The sequence below is a fragment of the Haloarcula sp. CGMCC 1.6347 genome, from assembly GCF_037078395.1.
GTDB classification, from domain to species: Archaea; Halobacteriota; Halobacteria; order Halobacteriales; family Haloarculaceae; genus Haloarcula; species Haloarcula amylolytica.
Map to the genome: position 1 here is coordinate 1,160,062 of NZ_JAYMGX010000001.1, position 16,795 is coordinate 1,176,856.

A 16,795-nucleotide genomic window follows, 5' to 3' on the forward strand; every position below is an offset into this window, starting at 1 on the left:
CCGCGCGGAGTGCGGCAGGTTTTTTTCCGCCGGCCCGGAGTTTCAGATGATGGGAACCCCCGTTGGTGTGGTCGGTGACGACGCCCTGGCAGACGTGCTTCGAGACGCCGGCGTGGCTGTTGCGCGGGGTAGTGACGGCACCGTTCCGAAGACTGACCGGGTCGTGGCGGTCGGTGAAGACGCCGTCGCTGCCGCGGCGCGGGCCGACGGTGACCCGCTCGTGTTGCCAGTCGCGGCTGGTCGCGGCGTCCGGTCAGTACCGCGAGACGACGTTGTCGCCGCTGTGTCGGGGCTTGCTGACGCCCGGGTTGAGACGCATCCGGTCCTCCGCGTGACGATGCCTGACGGCACGGTCGAACAGGCGTTCTGGGACGTGACCCTCGTCACCGCCGACGCCGCTCGCATCTCCGAGTTCACTATTGCGTCGACAGCCGACCGCATCGGGCAGTTCCGGGCCGACGGCGTCGTAATCGCAACGGCCGCCGGCTCACCGGGCTACGCCCACCGCGTCGGCGGCCCGATTCTGGCGCCATCGGACCAGGCAGTGGTGGCACCGATCGCACCGTTCGCGACTGACCCGGATCACTGGGTGTTGCCTGTCGCCGGACTCAGTGCCTCGGTCGAGCGCGACGAGGCGACCGTCGAGTTACTCGTCGATGACCGCGTATCGCAGCCCGTGGGCTATCAGGAGAGTATCACGATCTCGCTCGGGTCCCCCGTTCGGACCGCCGTCGTCGACGAGAGCCAGTCCAGATTCGAGTGAGATTGGAAAGACACTAATGGACGGTGGACAGAGCTTTGCATATGCAGCCATCCGTAACGTTCTTTGGGCCACTGGATACCATTCTGGGGAGCCCCACAGTCGGCGGCGCGCTCCTCATCGAATACGTCATCTTCGGAGTGGTAATTGTCAACTTCCTGACCCGGCAGCTCGCCCACAGAAGCCACGTCAAACAGTACGAAAACGATGGCGCGGACGCGGTCAGCCGCCACCCGGCGCACACGTTCACCAACATCGCGCTGGTCGTGCTGTCGTTTTTCTACATGACGCTCCACCATCACGGCGGGATGGTCCTGTCGGTACTCGTCCTCGGCGCAGTCATCACCGACTTCTTCGAGTTCGAATCCCGGAAGGTCGAGGCGCGCCGTGACATTCCGCTCGAACGGCCGAAGGGAGCCATCGTCGCCGCCCTCGTAGTGTTCATGTACGCGGGCTACCAGAGCCTGTTCTGGGTCATCAAGGGTCCCTGGAGCGCCATCATCTAAACACGGTTTCTCGTTCTGTCGTCTTCGAGTGCCTATAATCGGCTAGTCGCGCGTACTGATAGCCCTACGTGTGTGGTCGGCAAGCAATATCTGTTTCAATATCTTACTTCTGCACACTTCTCTGCCAGAATAGAGAACATATATTTTATTTTTTCCGACTGGTCCGACTGCTTGTCCTAGAAACAGGCGAAATAGTTTAATACTCGCACTGTATTTGTCTCGGTGTAGACGAAGATGTCACACAGGTCCCTCACAACGGCGCTGACACTGTATCGCGGGGAAACACTCACACTCGAAGAGGCGGCGACGTACAGCGGGGTGTCACCAACAAAATTCGCTGTGGCGCTTCGCTCGCGCGGCATTCAGGTGCGTGACGAAGACGGCGCGCCAGTCGACCAGACTCCGAACTGAGAGTGGCGTCGGTCCCGCAGAAAAGGCTACTGCGTACTATTACGCCGACCGCTCGTTGAGATACGTCTGGAATTCACTGATCAGTGGGAGCACGACCCAGAAGGTCAGTGCGCCCAGTACCGCAAACCAGAAGAACGCGTCGCCCATGAACAGGGCAATCTGGTCGAACGTGGTCGGTTCCTCGATGGTAAGTTCGCCGGTGAGCTGTGCGCCCTCGAAGCTCGGCGTGTTGTACCAGCCCTTGATGGTCATCCAACCCAGTCCGCCGACCATGAGGCACGCGAACCCCTTCATGAACTCGTCAGCCATTATCCGAACGTTAGGTAGCGTCGTCTTTAGACTTTCCCATTTCCTCGGTACGGAAGCGCGTCGAGAACGCATAGACGACTGTGCCAGCGAGGATGCACGCGATTCCGGCGATGCCGACCGGAACGTCGATCTCCGAGGCGGGCGCTGACGCCCGCTGTGTCGCCACGTCGACGAGGATGAACCCGGCGACGACGCTGACGACCGCAAACAGCGTCGAAAACACCGTCACGGCCTTGTACACGCGCAGCGGCACCACGACGTCCCGCCGCTCCGAACCGTCTTCAGTCCCCGCTGACTGGTCCCCTGTCATCGGTACCACTAGGGACGGGAGCCACTTTACTGCGGCGAGATGCGGTCGCACCGCTTGCGATAGCCACGAGCAAAGAACGTGAGAAACGACGGAGAAATCGACCGGTCAGATTACTTCGGCGGCCGCAGCCGGTAGTACCGACGGTTGAGGTCGAACATGTAGCCCTCGCGCATCGTCTTGAGCACCGCGTAGGTGATGGTCGCGCTAACGATGGGGACGAGGAACGTCAGGTCGAACAGCAGGTGCGAGTCCATCGGGACGAGGTTCTTGATGGACAGGGCGGCGATGGTCAGGCTGAAGATGACGCCGGACATCCCGACGGCAGCCCAGAACGGCTGCTCGACGGGACGGCGGGCCGACCCCTTGTTCAGGAAGGGGACGATGGCGACGAAGCCGACGACTACGACGTTTGCCAGCACACCGTAGGTTCGGTCAGCCATGAGCTTCGAGCCGCCGAGGATACTCAGCTCGGGGTTCAGCGGGCCGAGCTTCAGCAGGCCAAAGGACCAGTAAAGATACCAGTCCGGCAGGATAATCGCCGGCGTCACGCCGGAGTTGGCCGGGTTCGGCATTTCCGGGGGCAGCGTCGCCGAGACGAACAGGATCATGCCCACGAAGAACGACGTCAGCGCGATGTTGCGCATCATCTCGTGGGGCCAGGCCGGGAACGCGAGCACGTCACGCTCGACGTAGTCCGACTGCTGGCGAAGGTCCTGGTCCTCGCGGCGCGCCCGCTCGAAGTACTCGTAGGTCAGCCGGGAGAGCCCCTGGGTCCGCTCCTTTCGCTCGGACCATGCGGGAGTCTCGTCGTCCGGCGAGACGATACCGGTGCCGGAACCGTCCGTGCGAACGTCGTCTGTGTCGTTGTCGCTCATAGTATTAGTGTGGCTCAGCGATCCCCTGCATCCAGACGATGCCGATGTGGACCGCGATGATGGCAGTCGTGATGAACGGCAGGAAGAACACGTGCAGGATGTACATCCGCTGTAGCGTGGCCTGCGAGAGCGTGAACCCGCCGAACATCAGCTGTGCGACCCACTCACCGATAAGCGGGATGGAGAGGGACATCTCGACGCCGATCTGGCCGGCCCAGAACGAGAGCTGGCTCCACGGCAGCAGGTAGCCGGTGTACCCGAACACTAGCGTCAGCGAAATCAGGACGATGCCGATGAGCCAGTTCAGCTCGCGCGGCTCCTTGTACGCCCCGGTGAAGTACACGCGGAGCATGTGGAGGAACACGGCGGCGACCATGATCTGCGCGGCCCAGCGGTGGACCGAGCGCAGGAAGTAGCCGAGGTTGAGCTGGCCCATGATGAGCATCACCGAATCGTACGCGACCGTTGGCGACCCGTCGGCAGCCGCGGCGGCCGGTGCGTAGTAGAAGCCCAGCAGTGCGCCGGATATCGCGGCGACGACGTACGCGACTGTCGAGAACGATCCGAGTGCGTACAGTGGGTACCAGTACCAGAACTTGTTGTCGAGATTGTACTGTTCAGTGTGGCTCTTCGGCATCTGCATGTTGACCTTGTAGTAGAGATCTTCGAGGATCTCTAGGTAGTCAACGACGCGCAGTCGCCTGTCGAGCCAGATGAGCACGGTCAAGTACACCGATTCCACCGGCGTCAGCTCGCGCGATTCCATCCAGCCTTTGTGGTCGTGTTCGTCTTTGCGTTCGAGACTCATTGATTACTCCGTTTTTGGTGGGCGTGGCAGCGCCACGAACGTCGATTGCACAGGACTGAACGGGTCGTACACGGACTGGTGGCACTGACAGTAGATGTCGTTGGCTGCGGCGAAGTTAGCGCTTCCCTCCTGTGTCTTGAACCCGGGCACACAGCAGAAGTGCGTACATTTGTTCAGCCAAGCGATGAAGCCCTGGTCGGTCGCCTCGGAGACGAACGACTGGACGTTTCCGGGAAGGTTCGCGTACTCGCCCTCGCCGTTGGCCATCTTCTCGACTTCGACTGACCGGATTATCTGCACTGGGGCGCCGTTCTTGCCCTCGCTGTTGGTCCGCCAGACGACGCTTGCGGGCTTCCCGACGCCAGGGTCGCCGATGCCGTTGCCCCACTCCTGGTAGTCGTCGAACATATCGACCGTCATCGGCTTGCCGGACTCGTACTCCCCTTGCCAGGAGAAGGATCCAGTGTCGTTGAGGAACGTGTTGTTCCGCTCGGACTGCGGGTAGACGGCTTCGGTGCTCTGGATACCGCAGTACTGGAACCACTGCGAGGAGTAGTCGATACCGCTCCCGCCGAAGTCCGATGCGAGGGCCGCACCAGCGTTCTCGTCGTAGTCCGGCCAGAGACCGCTGATTTCGCCGCCGTTGATCTCGATGGGAATGATCGGCATTCCACGCGGGGCCGGTCCAGCGGTATTCTCGACAGCGACAAACGGCGTCGTCCCGCCACCTTCGCCGGCGGCGTCCGTCGTCGCGTCGACGGCTGCGGCGCCACCGACGCCGACGCTGGAGAGTGCCGCACTCCCGACGACGCCCTTTACGAAGCGACGACGGCCTGTTTCAGCCGGGTATTTGTCTTCATCAAGTGGCATATTATTTCTTGTAGTATGGGTACACTGCGCGTTTGAATGTCTCTGCGAACTTGTCGCCGTCCGCCACTGTTTCCCCGTCGACGTCCTCTTGGCGGATGTAGAGGTCTTCCCACTTGCGACGGCGCTTTTTGACGATCATTACGTCGGGGAGGAACTCCTTGCGGTACAGCAGCATGATGAAGGCCAGGTCGATGAAAATCGCCGTCAACACGCCGCCCATGAACATATTGGCCTCGATGAGGCGGACAGTCAACACCGTGCCGATGCCGGACGCCCATCCGGCGATCATGCCGTAGGTGAAGAGGCCGACGAGGCCGACCTGGATCACCGTCAGGAGTACGATGCCGACGGCCGCTGCTGTGCTCTCGCGTGGCGGTTCGTACCGGTGGATATCACCGTACGTGGAGCCTTCGGACGCCATTAGTTGTTCCCTCCACTAGTGTGGGGCGACTCGCCGTACTTCAGCTGGAAGAACGTGAATATCAGCGGGATGATGACTGCGAGGCCAGCGCCGAACCCGACAAAGTGAGGTTGAATCGGGACGCCGGCGTAGTGTGGGTCGACTTCGACCGGGCCGCCGCCGCCGACTGTCATTGTCGGGTACTCCTCGCCGACGACGATAGCGCCCTTCATGTTGAGTCCCTCGTGGGGGACACAGAGGTACGGGTAGATGCCGTCCTCCTCGAAGGTGTGCTCGTAGTTGACGCCGGCACTGGAAGTCGTACTGCCGGAGTCCAGCGGGCCGTCGCCGTCCGAGACGACGTTGTGGCCGCCGCCGTTGCCCGTCCATTCGAACTGGACGGTCGCGCCGTTGTCAACGTGGACGGCTGGCGGACCGAACCCGTACGCGCCGCCGTTGGCCTGCACGCCGACCTCGACAGTTACTGTGTCCTGCCCGGTCGCGTCGACGGTCGTCCCGTCGAAATTCCCGACCGAATCCAGGAAACCGCCGTAGTCCGGGACGGTTTCGCCACCGTCGCCGCCTTCCTCCTGTGCGGCGGCAGAGCCGGTGGCACTGAGGGTCGCCGCAGCACCGGCGGCCCCCCCTGCTGTCCGGACGAACTCCCGTCTGTTCATATACACTCTGGAATCAGGACTGAGTTTGTATAAACCCACCGAATACCACCCGCAGGAACCGTCATTACCCGGCTTCGTCAGTCTCGGTCGCCCCGTCTTCAGACCCCGAATTCTGTGGGTCGAGCTCCGGAACGAACTCCGGTCGTTCGCCGTCCTCGAGTCCGATAGCCCGGAGTCTGTCCCGGTACTCTTCGGCGCGGAACGTGTCCGAGAGCCTCGCGTTTGCGACGGTGAAAAAGAGGACGAGCGACACACCGATGAAGGCAGCGCCAGCCACGACTAGGAGCGCAATGCTGGTTCCCCTGTTGCCGATGACGCCAGCGGTCGCGAGTACTGCGCCCCCGAGCAGGGCAATCCCGGCCAGGAGCTGCGCCCCGGCAATCGCCTGTAACATCCAGTTACCGAGTTCGCCGCCACCCTCGGGAACTGACTCCGGTTCGGGAAGGGGTCTATCGGGGACGTTCTCGGGCACGTCGTAGGAGTCCATCGAACACAGCGCGACCGTGGGCTTCACGTCACGCATGACGGTCCCCTCCCCTTCGAGGCTTCCGTCGGGGTAGACGACCGCATAGCCTTCGTCGGAGTACGCGAGTACCCGCGGCGGGTCCCGATGACGTTCGATGCGGGCGAACACGTCGCGGTTTGCAACGCGGTTCCGCAGGTCCCGCGTGACCCGGTCGAGCAGGTCGTCGCCAGTGATCCAAGAGTCCTCGTCGAAGGCAACGTCCCATTCCTCAGCAGTCATCTCGGCCATGTCCGCCGGGCCGAAGTTGTCGAAGTCGTACTTCTCTTCGACCTGCTTCCGGAGCGCCTCCGTATCGAGTTCGTCGCCTGACTCGCCGTCGTCGTCCGTCTCGCCGCCGTCATCCTCGGCCCCGTGTTCGCCGGGCTCGGTTTCGGCAGCTACCGCGTCCGCAGGGGTGTTCCCGCGCTCGTCCTCCGTGGGAGACGTCGAGTCCGGGTCGGCCATTACTCGGGTGTACGGACCGCGACGGCTTACAAGTTCTGACCTTCTGCATCCGGCAGTCTTTAGCGAGCACTGTCCCTAGGTCGCCCTATGGTGTCGGACGGCCTCGTGGCCACAGTCGTGTTACTGTCGGTGAGCCTCAGCCTCCCCTGTTTCCTGTACGGCGCGTATTACATCATCGAGACGGAGCCGGTCACCTGGGACGTGCTCGTGCACCATCTGAAGTTCGTCACGACGGGGCTGGTGTTGACCACTGTCCCGATGGTGTTCTGGATGATCCCTCGCCTGCCGGACCAGCTCGGCGGCCTGTCCGCCGTCCACGCGATGCTCGGCCTGCAGGCCTACGCGCTACTCGCCTTCGGCGGAACGGGAATCGTTCGGATCTTTCGTGCAAAACGGGAGCACGACCTCTACAACGAGTACGACGAAGACCTGTTGCTGGACGAAATCGGGGACGAGACGTTCAGCCACTGGCGCTCGCGGCTCCGTATCGGCGTGTTCGGATACGTCATCTTCTGGCTGCTGGCGTATCTGGTCGGTATCGCTCGGTACGCCCTCCGCTACGTGGCGTGAGCGCCGTCGATAGCGGATCTGATTCTCGGAATCTGCGAACGGACTAGATGTTTCATTAGCATTGCATGTCCATCGCTAGCTGTGGTTCCAATGTACGAACACATCCTCTTTCCGACGGACGGTAGTTCCGGAGCAGAAGCCGCGCTGGCACACGCACGCACTCTCGCCGAAACGCACAACGCGACGTTACACATCATGACCGTCCTCGATACGTCGTCGCCGCATATCGGGATGACTGCCCCAGGCCCGGAAGGGGCAACGACCGGCATGACTGCGGAGGAGCACGACGAGTCGGAGTCGGGGATGGTCAACGAAGAACACAACATCGAATCGTCGCTGCGGGAGCGGTCACAGGCCATCGTCGACGCGGCGGCAGACGAGGTCGACGGAGTCGACACCGTCACCGCCGTCGAACGCGGCCCACCACACAGCGCGATCCTCGACTACGTCGACGAGAACGACATCGACCTCATCGTCATGGGGACCCACGGCCGAACGGGCGTCGAGCGATATCTCCTCGGTAGCGTCGCGGAAAAAGTCGTCAGAACGTCCGATGTCCCTGTTCTCACGGTTCGACTCGGAGAGGACGACAGCTGAAGGCCTCGCGCGGGGCTACCACGCCTCGCCGCTGGCGAGGTCAACGTCGCTGTCGCCCTTTGCGGAGGGACAGATATCTGCGAGCACGCACGCCTCACAGTCCGCGGAGCGCGCGCCACAGACCGCCCGGCCGTGGTCGATGAGCAGGTGCGTGAACTGCTGCCACTCGCCGCTGGGCACCACGTCGAGCAGGTCCTGCTCGATGGCTTCCGGCCGTTCTTCCTCGGTGAGTCCCAGTCGCCGAGAGAGCCGCTGGACGTGCGTGTCGACGACGATACCTTCGACGATGTCGTGGCCGTGCTGGAGGACGACGTTCGCCGTCTTGCGGCCCACGCCCGGGAGGTCGGTCAGCGCCGACATCGTGTCAGGCACCTCGCCGTCGTGTTCCTCGGTCAGAATCTCGCCGATTCCCTGAAGGTAGCCGCCTTTGTTGTTGTGAAAGGTGATGCCGTAGATGTCCTCGGCGAGTTGCTCCTCGGTAGCTTCGGCGTAGTCCTCGGCGCTCTGGTACTTTTCGAACAGGTCCGCCGTGACCTCGTTGACTCGCTCGTCTGTACACTGTGCGGAGAGGACGACGGCGATCAGCAGTTCCAGGCGGTTGCTGTAGTTCAGTGAGATAGCCGAATCGGGGTATTCCTCGTGGAGGCGGTCGACGACCTCTGTTGCCTGTTCTTCGTGTGACTCCAGCGGCGTTCCCATACCGCAGAGCAGTGCTGAGGTCCCTTTGACGTGTCGTTCTTCGCCGTCTGGTCTACAACTGGTATTATTACACATACCACGGCAACACCCTTGTGTCAACTATGAGCACTCTTGTGCGTGCCAGGACCAGTGTTCATCCACGGCGAGCAGGTGACACTCCGCCCACAGCAAGCAGCCGATAGCGACCTGTTACAGCGGCTGTTAAACGAGCCCCAGATTCGGCAAAACATCGGGTTCACCGACCCACTCTCCGAGCCAGCCGCCGAAGCCCTCGACAGCCGCGATGCCGACACGCACTTCGTCGTTTGTGTGGGCGACGAGCCGGTTGGGACGTGTATGCTTCACGAAGGCCACCACCAGTGGGGATTTGGTGTGCTCGGGTACTCGATGTGCCCGGACCACTGGGGCAACGGCTACGCGACCGACGCTGTCGACTGTCTCGCACAGTACGCGTTTCGGGAACTGCGATTGAACAAACTCGGAGCGGACTGCTACGCCACCAACCCGGCCTCCGCGCGTGTGCTGGAGAAAGTGGGATTCCAGCTGGAGGGCCGACGCCGCGACCACGCCTTCGTCGACGGCGAGTACGTCGACCTGCTGGAGTATGGCCTGCTCGCTGACGAGTGGGGAGATTGATAGTCACTCACACGCCTACCGAAGCTTCTTTCACTACCCCTTCGTCGGCTTGTGTATGCCCGGACCAACATTCCTCCGGGGCGAGACAATCACGCTCCGAACGGTCGAAGACGAAGATGTCGAGTTCCTGCAAGAGACCATCAACGACCCGGATGTCAGACACGGCCTCTCAGCCACGGAGCCGATATCCGAGCGGGCTGAACGCGAGTGGGTCGAATCCGTTGCCAGCGGCGAGACCGATGACGTCCATTTGCTCGTCTGTGTCGACAGCGAGGCGGTCGGTATCATTGGGCTGAACGACGTCACGGACCGAATGGGGATGGCCGAGGTCGGCTACTGGCTCACGCCGGACGCGTGGGGCAACGGCTACGCGACCGACGCCGTCCGGACGCTCACCGAGTACGCCTTTCAGGAGCGGCGGTTCCACCGGGTGTACGCGAAGGTCTTCGCCGGCAACGAGGGGTCCCAACGCGTGCTCGAAAAGGCGGGGTTCAAGCGGGAGGGGACGATGCGGGACCACTGGTTCCGTGACGGCCGCTACGAGGACGTGTATCTCTATGGACTGCTAGAGGGTGAACTGGACCGCGGTGAGTAGCTACAACTCGGCGAGGCCACGCAGAACCGTGTCGAGGTCCGGTACGGTCCCGTCCAAATCATCGAATGCTGTCGCCGCCCGAACACGACATCGCTTGTCAACGACGAACGCCGCTCGCTGCATGCTCCCGTCCTGTTTTCGGACGCCGAACTGCGCAGCGACGCCGTGGGTGTCGGCCAGCAGCGGGTAGGGGAGCGACAGCGCCGCCGCGAGCGACTGACAGTCGTCGATACCTACCGGGAGAACGCCAAAGACTGCTACAGCATCAGAGACGCTCGCCCAGTCTGTCTGGGCTAACTCGGTGAGGAGGCTCCGCGAATCGGGGTCGTCGCCGGGGAGAAAGGCGACGACCGCCGGCGTGCGGTTCGTCGCAGCCGACAGGCGATAGGCACCAACACCTCCATCAGCGGTCCCCTGCAGGTCAAAGTCCGGGGCCGGGTCGCCAGGGCTGAGCATACCGAGCGAACGGGGAAGCGGGACAAAAGTCCCGCGACCTATAGTAGCCATTGAAAATCAATGCACACCTGATCGCACGATGGCAGTGCGATCAGTGTGTAATTCGTTTCAATTGTTACTATAGACAGGCGACTGCTCCCTGTGTGGGGACGCTGGCAGCGGCATCAGAGTGCGGCCAGCAGTCGTTGTCCGGGGGCATCTTGTAGCATTTGCTCCCCCGAGCCATAGACGTTTCAGTCGCAAAGAAGCTTTATAAGCCGTCCGACCAACCACCGTCGTATGGGAATGGAGAATCTACCACAGGAGATTACAGCCCTCGTGGGTCGCGAGGTGTATTCGAAAAACGGCGTGTTCGTCGGCGAAGTCGAAGACCTTCGGCTGGAACTCGACCGCAAGGAAGTGACGGGGCTGGCACTCACCCAGCTCAACACGGAGCTGTTCGACGAAGAAGTGAACACAGCCCGGGGCGTCATCATTCCGTACCGGTGGGTTCAGGCTGTCGGCGATGTCGTCATCGTCAGCGATATCGTCGAACGGCTCCGCCAGCCCGAAGCCGGCGACGAGGAAGAGGAAGTCCCCGCCTAGTTTCCGTTCGAACTCTCGCTACTGCTGTCGACACCCATCGCTTCGAACAGTTTCCGCTTGACTGCTTCTTCAGTGAGTTCTAGCAGGGTGTCTCTGTTGTCGTCGCTCGTATCTAAACCGGTGAAGATGCCGAGCGGTATCTCGACGCTGGCGTCAGTGGAGTGACCCGCCGTCTCGCCCATCCCGCCGAACGCGTCCGACAGCACCTTGCCGATGTTCATCCGGATGTCCTTCGAGCGCGCGGCGAGGTAGATGGTGTCGTCGGCGATGGCAAACACGGCTGTGGTCGTGATGCCCTCCAGATTGAGGAGGTGCTGGGCCGCCTGCGCCAGCGCGTCGCGGTCCCGAATGAATCCGGCGTTGGAGACGAGATGGCTCCCCTGAACCTCGCGGTTCCGGATCGCTTCGGCGAGCACGTCGAGCGTCTCCGGACTCATCGACGGCGATTCGACCTGTTCGAGTGTGTCGTGGTCGGCGAAGGGATACAGGTACGCCGCGGCGGTCAGGTCCGCCGGCGTCGTGTCCCGCTTGAAATCCAGCGTCTCGGCGCGGATGCCGTACAGCAGCGCCGTGGCGACGCTCTGGTCGAGATTGAGGTCCAGTTCCTGAATGTATTTCGTGAGAATCGTCGACGTGGCCGAGATGTTCGGCCGGATATCGGAGAAGGCGGCGTCGTGTTCCAGTTCGTGTTCGTGCTCGTAGTGATCGACGACGATATCGACGGACTCGATAGCCGGTTCCCCACCCTTGGCGACGTCCACCAGCGCGAACGTGTCGTAGTCGTCGAGGTCGACGTCCTCGTTCGAGGTCAGTTCGATACCCAGGAGATTGACGAACGCGCGGTTCTCCTGGTGCCCGATCTCGCCCTCGTAGATGATGTCGGCCTCCACGTCGCGGCTCGCGGCGATGGCCCGCAACGCGGCGGCTGAAGCGATGGAATCGGGGTCCGGCGACCGGTGGATAAGTATTGCCATGCGCTCTTCGGTCCCGTCGATGACGTCCCCGAGCTGTGAGGCCTTGTACTCCAGCTCCCCGGTTTCCAGCGCTCGAAGCGCCGAGTCCGCGATGACTGCGGAAGGGTTGATGACCACGTCCGCACCGAGCTCAGTGAGGTCGTCGGCCGACACCGGGTCGTCGGCGCGGGCGACGATGAACTGCTCGCCACCGGACTCGCGGATGTTCTGTACCGCTTCGGCGTTGGCGTTCACGTCCGGGGACATGATGAGCACCACGTCGCGGTCGGCGACCGTCTGGGCGACGTCAGTCTCGCAGATGTCTGCCTGCTGTGCGTTGAGGTCCTGATCGCGGAGGGCCTCGACTCGCCCCTCGTCCGCGTCGAGGATGAGTACGTCTTTCCCCTCCTCGACGAGTTCTTCCGCCACGGCGTGGCCAACACTCCCACACCCGAGGATGGCGTAGGTCGACATAGAGGCCATCGTGATGCCGCTGGCTGTACTCATTAGTGTCTGTATCGCTTGGCGTCAAGCCTCTTTAATGCCAGCTATTTCTCCAACAACTGGGAACGCTCTCCTGAAAGATCGGTTCGAGAGGGCGTCAAACGCCGTCAAGCGCAGGCATAGTCGTACCCTGTGCGATTCTTCTCTCATACTGCCGGCTGTAACTATTTCAAGAGATTCGCCACCCCGAGGTGGCGAGATCCTTCACAGACTTACAGCCGGCAGTATCAGTTCACCGCCGCTAGCTGACTGGTGTGTACAAGAAACGTGAGACCGACCGACACGAGGCGTCCGAATGAAAACCTATTTTACCGGGCCGTCCAGAGCATTGAGTGCACTGGGCCGGTAGCTCAGTCTGGCAGAGCGACGGCCTCTTAAGCCGTCGGTCGAGGGTTCAAATCCCTTCCGGCCCGCTTTTGCGACGAACACTTCGCGAGGAGCAAAGCGGCTACGAAGCGGTTTTGAACCAGGGAGGGCGTGCACAGCGAAGCGAGCACGTCCGACCGTGGTTCAAATCCCTTCCGGCCCGTTTTTGCGACGCCCTCTCTGTGGGAGCGAAGCAGCTACCGGACGGAGTGAACGATGGAACGAGCGGTGGAAAGTGGCGACGTTTACAGACTCAGCCACTCACGTCGTACAGGTCGTCAGTGTCGGTGGCGAGCACTGCGTTGACGACGACGCCGACCATCAGGACGATTGCGGCCACGTACGTGCTCGTGAGGATGAGGATGAGCCCGCTGAGGACGCCGTAGATGGCGTACTGTCCGGCGTTGGCGACAAAGAACTGGATCACTGCGTGGAGGGCGGTCCAGCCCATCGCGGTCGTCATCGCGCCGGGGAGGGCATCTTGTGGCGAACTCGCGACGCGTGACGGGACGAAATACAGGGGCAGCAGCGTGACGGTCAGCGCGACGAACAGGACGGCGAACCCGACGAGTACGCTCAGCGGGCCGGCAGCGAAGAGAGCCAGGAACACGCTCTGGACAAGTATCACGAGAACGGCGGTCGTAAGCGTCCCGAGGACAGTTGCGGCGTCACACACCTGCCGCGCGAGTGGCTGCTCTGTCACCGCCTCGATACGCTCGACGACGGTCAGGACGCCGACGGCGACGTTGGCACCGCTCCACGCCAGCACGACCACGGAGAGGACAGTCGCCGCTGTCCGGCCCGTCGCCGCTGTCAATCCCTCGTACAGCAGTTGCTGTGTGTCAGGGGTGAGAAACTGCGCGCCAGTGACTGAAACCACGCCGGCCAGTTGCTGGCCGAAGACGATGAAAACGAGCAACAGCACCGGCATGAGCGAGATGAACGCGTAGTACGCTAGCGACGTCGCGATGTACCTGATATCGCTCTCGTACGCGATACTGGCGACTGTCTTCGCAGTTGCCACCCACTCGACTCGTCGCGCCATATCCCGAAAAGGGTGGAAGCAGGGAAACATGTTTGTGCTGGGATAACTGTGGTCGAGGGACAGCTACGACTGGTCGTCCGCGAACCGTCCTCAGCCCTCACGACGTACTGCGCCTGCAGGGCCACGTATGGTTAGCTCAGCCGTCCAATCGCTTTCGCATCTCGACGTGTGGAATGCCGGCTTCCTCGAATTCGTCGCTAACCGTCTCGTAGCCGAGTTGCCCGTAAAACGACTCGACGTGGGTCTGTGCGTGGAGTATGAGCGTAGTCGCGCCGTCGTCCCGAGCGGCGTCTTCGACGGCCCGCATCAGCGCTGCGCCGACGCCGTCGCCCCGATAGGGCTCGCGGACCGCGACCCGTTCGACCTTGCCGACCGTTGACTCGGGGAACCGGAGCCGGGCGGTGCCGACGGGATACTCGCCGTCACGGGCCAGAAACTGGACGGCGTCCGAGTCGTTCCCGTCGAGTTCCTCATCCTCGGAGACGCCCTGTTCCTCGACGAACACTGCTGTTCGGACGGCTGTTGCCGCGTCTTCGAACGCATCCCAGGTGCCGACACTGACTTCCAAGTCGCTCATGACCGCAACTTCGAGCGGGTCCCCTGTATGTGCTGTTACTGGGAATCGCCGAAACCATCAACACAGACCCGGGTGTAGCGGGCATGCATGACGTACGACTACGCTCGCGACCACGAGCACGAACTGTCGGCGGAGTACCTGTACGCCTCTGACGCGGAGGTTCTGGGAATCTACAACTCTGATGACTCTCTACAGGTCGACGTGGCCGTCATCTGTCCCGAATGCAGCGAGACACTTTGTTTGGAAACGACCGTCGACAAAGTCACGTCGTCCGGGACTGAACTCCCGCTGGACGAAGACTACTACGACTGACCGGCATATCCACAATAATTTTTTCCGCGGCGCGAGTACGGCCGTCCGCTATGTCCGACTTCGATACGTTCGAGTGTTCCAGCTGTGGTGAGTCGTTCAAAGCGTATCCCGACGCGAACGCGGCACAGACGGAAGCGTGTAGTCCGGCCTGCGAAACCGCGTAATAATCGGCTGCGGTTTTCTGCGTCCACTCCAGTCGTCAGCGTTAGCTGTCGGGACTGTAGTTGGGCGCTTCGTCCGTAATCATCACGTCGTGTGGGTGGCTCTCCTGCTGTCCGGCCGCGGAGACCCGCACGAACTCGGCGCGTTGCTTGAACTCGGGGATCGTCTCGGCCCCGACGTAACCCATGCCGGACTGCATCCCGCCGACGAGTTGGTGGAGTTCAGAGGCCAGCGAGCCCTTGTACGGCGTCGCGGCTTCGACGCCCTCGGGGACGAACTCCTCGCCCTCCTCGTCGTCCTTGAGGTAGCGCTCGCCGCCACCCTCGTTCATCGCGCCGACGCTGCCCATCCCGCGGTACTGCTTGTACTTCTTGCCGTTCATGGTGATGACGCGGCCCGGAGCCTCGTCGGTCCCGGCGAAGTACGAGCCGAGCATCACCGCGTCCGCACCCGCGGCGATGGCCTTGATGGCGTCCCCGGAGTATCGGATGCCACCGTCGGCGATGACCGGGACGTCGTGCTGGCTCGCTACGTCGGCGACCTGCGAGACGGCGGTTATCTGAGGCATTCCGGCGCCGGTGACTACACGGGTCGTACAGATGGAACCGGGACCGATACCCACCTTGACGCCGTCAGCGAAGTCGACGACGGCTTCGGCGGCTTCCCGGGTGCCGATGTTCCCGACGACCACGTCGGCGTCTACTTCGGCCTTGATCTCGCGGGCGCTCTCGATGACGTTCGCGTTGTGGGCGTGCGCGCAGTCGATAAATAAGATGTCGACGCCGGCCTCGTCTGCGACCTGCGCGCGGTCCATCTCGAAGGGACCGACGGCGGCACCACAGCGGAGCGAGCCGTCGTCCGCGCGGGCGGCCTGGTCGTACTCGCGGCGCTGGAGGATGCCCTGCATCGTGACCAGCCCGACGAGGCGGTTCTCATCGTCGACGATGGGGACGCGCTCGATCTTGTGGTCGTACATCAGTTCCAGCGCTTCCCGCGGCGTCACGTCCTCGGGGGCGGTGACGACTTCGTCGGTCATCGCGTCCGTGACGGCGTCGTCCTCGCCGACCTCCAGATACGGCCGGATGTCCGTCCCGGAGATGATGCCCAGCACTTCGCCGTTGTCGTCGTCGACGACCGGCGCGCCGGAGACACCCTCGTGTTCCATCATCTCGTCGACCTCACTGACGGTCTGGTTCGGGCTGGCCGTCACGACGTCGCGGATGATGAGCTCGTCGGCGCGTTTGACTCGCTCGATCTCGGTCGCCATCTCGTCGGCGTTCATGTTACGGTGGAGGACGCCGATACCGCCCTGTCGCGCCATTGCGATCGCCATGTCGCTCTCGGTGACGGTGTCCATCGCCGCGGAGAGGACGGGAACGGTCAGCTCGACGGATTTCGAGACCCGTGTCGTCGTGTCTGCCTCGTCTGGTTCGACCCGGGACTCCTTGGGTCTGAGGAGTACGTCGTCGAACGTCAGCGCCTCCGGCACTCGGAGCTTCTCTGAGAAAGGCTCGGAATCGTTCGCCATGTAAATCGTCCACGACGGCCCGGCAAAAACGTTGCGAGACTCGGCGCTACGTGGGGTTCGATGCCACACTTGTCTCGGGAAGCCCGTTCCAGAAATACGCCCGTGATACCGCACTTGTCATTCCCTGCTCTCGAAGGTGAGACATTCGTCCACAAACATCGAGGTATTTCGGAGAATCGGTGGCGTATGTGCGCAGTTCTCACGCAACGGTTATGTGGGAATGAAGGATAATTAAAAACATGCGACTCACCGAACCCGCACGGAACGGTACTGCCCGCCAGATGACGCCTACAGCGTCGGGCAACACAGCGTTC

23 protein-coding genes and 1 tRNA gene are annotated in these 16,795 nt (G+C 62.3%); 10 read left to right on the plus strand and 14 right to left on the minus strand.

The genetic code is table 11. The annotated features are described in order from the left end of the window. Nucleotides 1-49 precede the first annotated feature (49 nt). From VI340_RS06095 to VI340_RS06105, 3 genes are all read left to right on the plus strand, one after another. A complete protein-coding gene (locus tag VI340_RS06095; RefSeq protein ID WP_336330079.1) occupies nucleotides 50-763 on the plus strand; it encodes an ATP-NAD kinase in 714 nt (237 codons plus the stop codon). A 41-nt stretch (nucleotides 764-804) separates the two neighbouring features. Next, the gene (locus tag VI340_RS06100) at nucleotides 805-1,266 is read left to right on the plus strand and encodes a DUF7313 family protein (protein WP_008309394.1); all 462 of its coding nucleotides are present in this window, start codon (nucleotides 805-807) and stop codon (nucleotides 1,264-1,266) included. Nucleotides 1,267-1,500: 234 nt separating this feature from the next. Further along, a complete protein-coding gene (locus VI340_RS06105) occupies nucleotides 1,501-1,677 on the plus strand; it encodes a DUF7317 family protein (RefSeq protein WP_008309393.1) in 177 nt (58 codons plus the stop codon). A 39-nt stretch (nucleotides 1,678-1,716) separates the two neighbouring features. Here the strand turns inward: VI340_RS06105 and VI340_RS06110 are convergent, their stop codons facing one another. The 8 genes from VI340_RS06110 to VI340_RS06145 all read right to left on the minus strand — a co-directional run bounded on the left by VI340_RS06110 (nucleotide 1,717) and on the right by VI340_RS06145 (nucleotide 6,896). Next, nucleotides 1,717-1,986: a DUF7314 family protein gene (locus VI340_RS06110; protein WP_005534632.1), complete on the minus strand. Its 270-nt coding sequence runs from the start codon at nucleotides 1,984-1,986 to the stop codon at nucleotides 1,717-1,719. A 10-nt stretch (nucleotides 1,987-1,996) separates the two neighbouring features. Then, the gene (locus tag VI340_RS06115; protein WP_004592916.1) at nucleotides 1,997-2,296 is read right to left on the minus strand and encodes a DUF7315 family membrane protein; all 300 of its coding nucleotides are present in this window, start codon (nucleotides 2,294-2,296) and stop codon (nucleotides 1,997-1,999) included. 110 nt (nucleotides 2,297-2,406) lie between these two features. Further along, nucleotides 2,407-3,171 carry a cytochrome bc complex cytochrome b subunit gene (locus tag VI340_RS06120; protein ID WP_008309388.1) on the minus strand — a complete coding sequence of 255 codons (765 nt, stop codon included), beginning with the start codon at nucleotides 3,169-3,171 and terminating at the stop codon, nucleotides 2,407-2,409. Nucleotides 3,172-3,175: 4 nt separating this feature from the next. Then, the gene (locus VI340_RS06125) at nucleotides 3,176-3,979 is read right to left on the minus strand and encodes a cytochrome b (protein WP_008309387.1); all 804 of its coding nucleotides are present in this window, start codon (nucleotides 3,977-3,979) and stop codon (nucleotides 3,176-3,178) included. Nucleotides 3,980-3,982: 3 nt separating this feature from the next. Continuing rightward, nucleotides 3,983-4,849 (minus strand): ubiquinol-cytochrome c reductase iron-sulfur subunit, encoded by an 867-nt coding sequence (locus tag VI340_RS06130; RefSeq protein ID WP_336330080.1) that lies wholly within the window; start codon nucleotides 4,847-4,849, stop codon nucleotides 3,983-3,985. A 1-nt stretch (nucleotide 4,850) separates the two neighbouring features. Further along, nucleotides 4,851-5,270, minus strand: coding sequence for a DUF7318 family protein (locus tag VI340_RS06135; RefSeq protein ID WP_008309385.1), 420 nt, complete (start codon nucleotides 5,268-5,270; stop codon nucleotides 4,851-4,853). Continuing rightward, the gene (locus VI340_RS06140) at nucleotides 5,270-5,926 is read right to left on the minus strand and encodes a halocyanin domain-containing protein (protein ID WP_008309384.1); all 657 of its coding nucleotides are present in this window, start codon (nucleotides 5,924-5,926) and stop codon (nucleotides 5,270-5,272) included. Before VI340_RS06140 ends, VI340_RS06135 begins: the two co-directional genes overlap by 1 nt. Before the next feature lie 64 nt (nucleotides 5,927-5,990). Then, the gene (locus VI340_RS06145; RefSeq protein ID WP_008309383.1) at nucleotides 5,991-6,896 is read right to left on the minus strand and encodes a DUF7319 domain-containing protein; all 906 of its coding nucleotides are present in this window, start codon (nucleotides 6,894-6,896) and stop codon (nucleotides 5,991-5,993) included. Between the two features lie 87 nt (nucleotides 6,897-6,983). Here VI340_RS06145 and VI340_RS06150 point away from each other — a divergent pair, with 87 nt between their 5' ends. Then, a complete protein-coding gene (locus tag VI340_RS06150) occupies nucleotides 6,984-7,466 on the plus strand; it encodes a DUF7321 family protein (RefSeq protein WP_008309382.1) in 483 nt (160 codons plus the stop codon). 90 nt (nucleotides 7,467-7,556) lie between these two features. Further along, nucleotides 7,557-8,063 (plus strand): universal stress protein, encoded by a 507-nt coding sequence (locus VI340_RS06155; RefSeq protein ID WP_008309379.1) that lies wholly within the window; start codon nucleotides 7,557-7,559, stop codon nucleotides 8,061-8,063. A 15-nt stretch (nucleotides 8,064-8,078) separates the two neighbouring features. On the opposite strand, the gene nth is transcribed toward VI340_RS06155, so the two are convergent. Next, nucleotides 8,079-8,762 carry an endonuclease III gene (gene nth, locus VI340_RS06160; RefSeq protein ID WP_008309377.1) on the minus strand — a complete coding sequence of 228 codons (684 nt, stop codon included), beginning with the start codon at nucleotides 8,760-8,762 and terminating at the stop codon, nucleotides 8,079-8,081. Nucleotides 8,763-8,879: 117 nt separating this feature from the next. Between nth and VI340_RS06165 the strand changes: the two genes are divergently transcribed. Next, nucleotides 8,880-9,398 carry a GNAT family N-acetyltransferase gene (locus VI340_RS06165; protein WP_336358015.1) on the plus strand — a complete coding sequence of 173 codons (519 nt, stop codon included), beginning with the start codon at nucleotides 8,880-8,882 and terminating at the stop codon, nucleotides 9,396-9,398. A 55-nt stretch (nucleotides 9,399-9,453) separates the two neighbouring features. Next, the gene (locus VI340_RS06170) at nucleotides 9,454-9,993 is read left to right on the plus strand and encodes a GNAT family N-acetyltransferase (protein ID WP_336330083.1); all 540 of its coding nucleotides are present in this window, start codon (nucleotides 9,454-9,456) and stop codon (nucleotides 9,991-9,993) included. On the opposite strand, the gene VI340_RS06175 is transcribed toward VI340_RS06170, so the two are convergent. Then, nucleotides 9,994-10,449 carry a redoxin domain-containing protein gene (locus VI340_RS06175; protein WP_008309372.1) on the minus strand — a complete coding sequence of 152 codons (456 nt, stop codon included), beginning with the start codon at nucleotides 10,447-10,449 and terminating at the stop codon, nucleotides 9,994-9,996. Between the two features lie 285 nt (nucleotides 10,450-10,734). Between VI340_RS06175 and VI340_RS06180 the strand changes: the two genes are divergently transcribed. Beyond that, a complete protein-coding gene (locus VI340_RS06180) occupies nucleotides 10,735-11,034 on the plus strand; it encodes a PRC-barrel domain-containing protein (protein ID WP_008309371.1) in 300 nt (99 codons plus the stop codon). Here VI340_RS06180 and VI340_RS06185 read toward each other — a convergent pair. Beyond that, complete coding sequence (locus VI340_RS06185; RefSeq protein ID WP_008309370.1) at nucleotides 11,031-12,494, minus strand: DHH family phosphoesterase; 1,464 nt, start codon at nucleotides 12,492-12,494, stop codon at nucleotides 11,031-11,033. The genes VI340_RS06180 and VI340_RS06185 overlap by 4 nt on opposite strands. A 336-nt stretch (nucleotides 12,495-12,830) precedes the next feature. On the opposite strand from VI340_RS06185, the gene VI340_RS06190 reads away from it, so the two are divergent. Continuing rightward, nucleotides 12,831-12,904 (plus strand) — tRNA-Lys (locus tag VI340_RS06190). Between the two features lie 206 nt (nucleotides 12,905-13,110). On the opposite strand, the gene VI340_RS06195 is transcribed toward VI340_RS06190, so the two are convergent. Together VI340_RS06195 and VI340_RS06200 are read right to left on the minus strand one after the other, a co-directional pair. After that, nucleotides 13,111-13,902: a YihY/virulence factor BrkB family protein gene (locus VI340_RS06195; RefSeq protein WP_336358016.1), complete on the minus strand. Its 792-nt coding sequence runs from the start codon at nucleotides 13,900-13,902 to the stop codon at nucleotides 13,111-13,113. 136 nt (nucleotides 13,903-14,038) lie between these two features. Continuing rightward, nucleotides 14,039-14,479: a GNAT family N-acetyltransferase gene (locus VI340_RS06200; protein ID WP_336358017.1), complete on the minus strand. Its 441-nt coding sequence runs from the start codon at nucleotides 14,477-14,479 to the stop codon at nucleotides 14,039-14,041. Between the two features lie 87 nt (nucleotides 14,480-14,566). Here VI340_RS06200 and VI340_RS06205 point away from each other — a divergent pair, with 87 nt between their 5' ends. Beyond that, nucleotides 14,567-14,791, plus strand: a complete 225-nt coding sequence (locus tag VI340_RS06205) for a hypothetical protein (protein ID WP_336358018.1) — start codon at nucleotides 14,567-14,569, stop codon at nucleotides 14,789-14,791. Nucleotides 14,792-14,996: 205 nt separating this feature from the next. Here the strand turns inward: VI340_RS06205 and guaB are convergent, their stop codons facing one another. Then, complete coding sequence (guaB, locus tag VI340_RS06210; protein ID WP_008309360.1) at nucleotides 14,997-16,481, minus strand: IMP dehydrogenase; 1,485 nt, start codon at nucleotides 16,479-16,481, stop codon at nucleotides 14,997-14,999. Nucleotides 16,482-16,795 lie beyond the last annotated feature (314 nt).